The 4,203-nt window shown below is 71.6% G+C and carries 5 protein-coding genes; all 5 read right to left on the bottom strand.

The window, feature by feature from the left end; all coding sequences use genetic code 11:
- Positions 1–890, bottom strand: an 890-nt coding sequence (locus D7W79_RS12675; protein WP_208729716.1) for a DUF4097 family beta strand repeat-containing protein, incomplete at its 3' end; no start/stop codon positions are given.
- A 5-nt stretch (positions 891–895) separates the two neighbouring features.
- Positions 896–1,327, bottom strand: a complete 432-nt coding sequence (locus D7W79_RS12670; protein ID WP_120525629.1) for a DUF2089 domain-containing protein — start codon at positions 1,325–1,327, stop codon at positions 896–898.
- Between the two features lie 41 nt (positions 1,328–1,368).
- Positions 1,369–2,109, bottom strand: coding sequence for a YqjF family protein (locus D7W79_RS12665; protein ID WP_120525628.1), 741 nt, complete (start codon positions 2,107–2,109; stop codon positions 1,369–1,371).
- An 84-nt stretch (positions 2,110–2,193) separates the two neighbouring features.
- The gene (locus D7W79_RS12660) at positions 2,194–3,303 is read right to left on the bottom strand and encodes an acyltransferase family protein (RefSeq protein ID WP_120525627.1); all 1,110 of its coding nucleotides are present in this window, start codon (positions 3,301–3,303) and stop codon (positions 2,194–2,196) included.
- 111 nt (positions 3,304–3,414) lie between these two features.
- On the bottom strand, positions 3,415–4,197 hold the full coding sequence (locus D7W79_RS12655; RefSeq protein WP_120525626.1) for a hypothetical protein: 783 nt from the start codon (positions 4,195–4,197) through the stop codon (positions 3,415–3,417).
- Between the last annotated feature and the right edge of the window lie 6 nt (positions 4,198–4,203).

Below are 4,203 nucleotides of genomic sequence, written 5' to 3'. Positions count from 1 at the left end.
GGGCGGTGGTGCGGGGGGCCGTGATGGGACCAGGACGGCGCGCCCCACGAGTTCGCCCACGCGTGGGCCCACTGGTTCGCGTGGCGCTCCGCGCGGCGCTGCCAGCGCTCCGCCTGACGCTGCCAGCGCAGCGAGTCCTCCTCCCAGCCTTCCGCCTCCTCGTGGCGCGAGCGGCCCGACTCACGCACTCGCACCGAGCCTAGCTCCGTCTCCAGCAGGAGCGTCGTGGCCGCGTGGGGATTGGACGGATAGCGCGTCTGCGTGGAGCCCAGCGACGTGTGCGCGGAGATGTTCAGGTCCAGCCCGGACACCAGGCGCAGCTCCACCGCGCCCACCTGCGTCCCGATGCGGTGTTCGCCCACGTCCAGCGCGTCCACGTCCAGCTTCACCGCGCCTGCGGCGGCGTGGACGTGGAAGGTGCCGCCCACGCGCTCGCCGATGATGCGGCCCGCGCCCGTGCGCAGGGTCAGCTTGCCGTGCACGTCGCGCAGGCTCGCCGTGCCCGCGTCGGTGGACAGGTCCAGCTCGCAGTCCTTCAGGCCCGCGATGCGAACGGCGCCCGCGTCCAGCTGGAGCTTCGCCTTCACGTCCGGCGGCACGAACAGCTCCGCCTGTCCGCCCTGGCGCCAGAACAGCGACAGGAAGCCCGCCTCGCGCGGCACCAGCTCCACCTTCGTCACCCGGCCGTGCTCCTGGATGCGCGCCTCCACCCGGCCGTGTGTCACCAGGTAAGGCTTCTCTCCCTCCGGCAGCGGCGACACGACGAGCGTGGCGGCGAGCGCGTGCAGCTCCAGCTCCGCGTGCTGCCCCCACGGAATCGGGTGGCGCTGGGAACCGTCGCGCGAGGACGACGAGGCGTCGGAGGACGGCGTGGCTTCAGGGTCCATCATGGTGGTTACTCCCGTGCCTTCTTGAGACGTTGGGCGGCCTCGTCCGCGTCGATGAGCCCGGCCGCGAGGTCATCGAGAATCTGCGCTCGGCGCGGAGAGCCGCGCTCGCGGGGGGAAGGCGGCGGCGGAGGAGCAGGCGGAGGCGGGGCCGCTCCGGGCACCTGCCCCAGGGCCTCCACCACGTCGTCCAGCCGCGACACCACCGTCGGATAGGAGAGGCCCAGGGCCTGCTCCACGTCCTTGATCTTCCCCCGGCACGCGATGAACACGCGCACGAACGCGAGCTGCTCCGGCGACAGCTGCTGCACCCAGCCCGTCGTGAAGCGCCCCTCCACTGCGGACGCGCACCCATCGCAGCGGACCCGCTCGATGACGGTGCCGCCTCCACAGATGGGGCAGCGGGTGGGCACGGGCCAGGTGGGCTTGGGAGTCGTCATGGGGTTCAGAAAATCAATTTCGAGTTTGAGAATATTGATTTCTACGGGCTTGGCAAGGGCAGGAGTTCATTTCCTGGAAAAACGGCCACTTCCGAACCGGTGGCCACGAAGGCGGAGTGGGGCGGGCCCTGGAGGCACCCGGCGAAGGCGGGGCCGTAGAAGCGGGCGACGTCGCAGTCGAAGGCGGTCTCGTGGGCGCGCCAGACGGCCCAGCGCGGGTGCTCCACGCGGTACTCGGCGCAGCCGCCGTCGCGCTGGGCGGTGTAGCCCCAGTAGTGCTCGGTGATGAACTCCTCCTGGGAGCCGGGCGTGCTCTCGGACGGTGCGCCGAGCGTCCGGGCCGACAGCTGGTGCCAGCGGCCGTGGGACCTCCAGGCGTACTCGACGTGGCCGGGCGCGCCGGTGTCCGCGCCATCCATGGCGACGGCGTGGCGCATGGGGCACGCGACGTAGGGCTCGTTGTAGAGGACGCGCGCCACGGTGGCGATGGCGAGCCGGGGGACGATCTCCCGCACGAACACCACGCCGCGCCGCCAGCCCTCGGGGCCCAGGCGGCGCACGTAGAAGCGCAGGTTCACCTCATCGAAGTCCCGGTGGAACGGCACCGCGAGTCCCCGCACGCGCGTGTCGAGGAAGCGGAAGCCGACCATGCTCGCGAACGTGCGGCCCTGCCACGCGTCGAGCTCCGTGCCACGGGGGACGAGGGACCGCAGCACCGCCGGATCCACCTCGTAGTTGAGCATCAGCAGGTACCGCCACGTCGCCGTCAGGAAGGGGCGCATGCGCGACGTTTAACGCGCACGCGGCGTCCGGGCCCAGGGCGGGCCCCGTGCGCGGCTTCTGTCGCGCAGAAGCGCGGGCGGCCTTCAGGAGACGGCGGGTTGGGGCAGCGGCTTCTTCGGCGCGAGCCTGCGCTCCAGCCGCTCGCGCAACTTCAGCATGGGCCGCTCGACACCCTGATGCAGCGCGAGCGAGGCGAGCAGCACCGCCACGACGCCGCCCAGCACCGTGACGACGTGGAACGCGTCCATGCCGTGGGGCTTCAGCGCGTCACGCACCGCGTGCTGCATGGCCTTGTGCGTGAGGTAGACGGTGAAGCTCAGGACCGCGAAGGTCTTCACGCCCGGGATGCGGGCGCAGACGCGCGAGGCCGAGGGGCCTGCCAGCGCCATCACCAGGGCCGCGAAGCCCAGCGAGACCAGTGGGAACGCCACCACGGTATACGGGAGGTTGCGGTAGTACTCCTCGTTGAGGAAGAGCACGCCTCCCAGGCACGCGAGGCCGATGAAGGCCATCCCTCCAGCGCGGGCGCCGCGCGTCCAGCGCTCCCAGGCTTCGGGCCGGAACACGCGCAGGGCCGCGAGCAGCACGCCGCACGTCAGCCCGTCGAGCCGCGCGTAGGTCGGGTAGTAGAGCAGCCTGTCGTAGTCGCGCCAGCCGGGCTCCTCTGGCCCGAGCGTGGAGAAGGACTGCATCCACAGCCCGCCGCGCAGCAGCATGCCCCCGAGCATCACGGCCGCCGCGAGGGCGATGAGGGACGGTGCGCGGAGGCGTCCGCGCAGCGCGAGCACGGTGAGCGGCAGCACCAGGTAGAAGTGCTCCTCCACGCACAGCGACCACGCGTGGGAGAAGCCGTTGATGCTCAGTCCGAAGTTCTGCGTGAACGTGAGGAATCGCCACGCGGGCGTCACCACGGGCCGCTCGGGCCATGCGGGCACGAAGAGGTACAGGGCCAGCACGACGAGGAAGGACGGCAGGATGCGCAGCGAGCGCCGCAGGTAGAAGCGCTTGAGCGACGGCGTCTCACCGCGCGACACCGGCTCCAGCAGCTGCGAGCCGATGAGGAAGCCGCTGAGCACGAAGAACAGCTCCACGCCCGTCCAGCCGAAGTTGGCGAACACGTGGTAGGCCTCGTGACCTTCCGGGCGCGGGTAGTGGAAGAAGACGACGACAAGGATGGCCAGGCACCGGAGCAGGTCCAGGCCGGCGAGGTGACGCGGTTCGGTGGCGTTCAGCGGAGTCGGCTTTCAGCGGGGGGATGCGCCCGATGCTAGCAGGGCGCGTCCGTGCCGCCAGGGCCGTGCCGCTCAGCCCTTGCGCACGGCCTGGAACACCGTGCGCACCGACCGCGCGTCGGGCCAGAAGCCCCGGACGGCGTACTTGAGCAGACGCTCCGCGGTGATGCGCGGGCGGACCATGTGGACCACCCGGACCCGCTGTCCAAGGAGGTCCGCCCAGGCGTAGGGGCCCGCGTGCAGCAGGCTGCCGTCCAGGAGGAACTGGCAGATGCTCAGGTCCGTGAAGGCCAGCTGCTGGCCCACGGCGTCGCCGCCCCCGGTGAAGAGGGCCGGGATGTGCACGAGCTGGAGCTGGTGTCCCTCCGGCGAGTGCAGCTCCAGTGCGTACATCTCCCGGCCGTCCGGGAAGCGCCGCAGCCGCAGCCGCTCCTGGAGCGCGGTCTCTTCCATGGGGACGGCCTGCTTGCAGGGCGCGTGGATGTCGCGGCCCTGGACGCGGTCCTTCAGCCAGGGGCCCCATTGCGTGGCCACGCGCCTCCGGCAGGGCGTGTAGCCCGTGGACAGCATGTGCCTCGCGGTCCGCTCCAGGGCCTGGAACGAAGCGCAGAACAGGTCGTAGTCACCACCGGGGCGCGTGTCGTGGGTGAGCCAGCGCAGGAGGCGGCCTCCCAGGAGCCACGTGTCCTCGCCCAGCAGGTGGACGTGGGGCAGCTCCGGCAGGGCGAGGATGCGCTGGACGTCGCGGAACGGCACCGGCGGCCGGTGCGCCAGGGCCTCCGCGCCATCACCCGGGGCCGCGCCCAGCAGCGCGCAAAGGGACGCGTGTTGGGCCTTCGTGAAGTGCTGGGCCATGGGGCG

Origin of the sequence: Corallococcus exercitus, assembly GCF_003611585.1 — a bacterium.
Lineage (GTDB): Bacteria > Myxococcota > Myxococcia > Myxococcales > Myxococcaceae > Corallococcus > Corallococcus exercitus.
The sequence above is the reverse complement of the archived record's forward strand: the minus strand, read 5'-3'. Positions and strand labels throughout refer to the sequence as shown.

Coding starts and splice junctions, on each gene's coding strand:
- D7W79_RS12665 (WP_120525628.1), bottom strand. CDS start 2,109: ATGCGCCCCTTCCTGACGGCGACGTGGCGGTACCTGCTGATGCTCAAC.
- D7W79_RS12670 (WP_120525629.1), bottom strand. CDS start 1,327: ATGACGACTCCCAAGCCCACCTGGCCCGTGCCCACCCGCTGCCCCATC.
- D7W79_RS12655 (WP_120525626.1), bottom strand. CDS start 4,197: ATGGCCCAGCACTTCACGAAGGCCCAACACGCGTCCCTTTGCGCGCTG.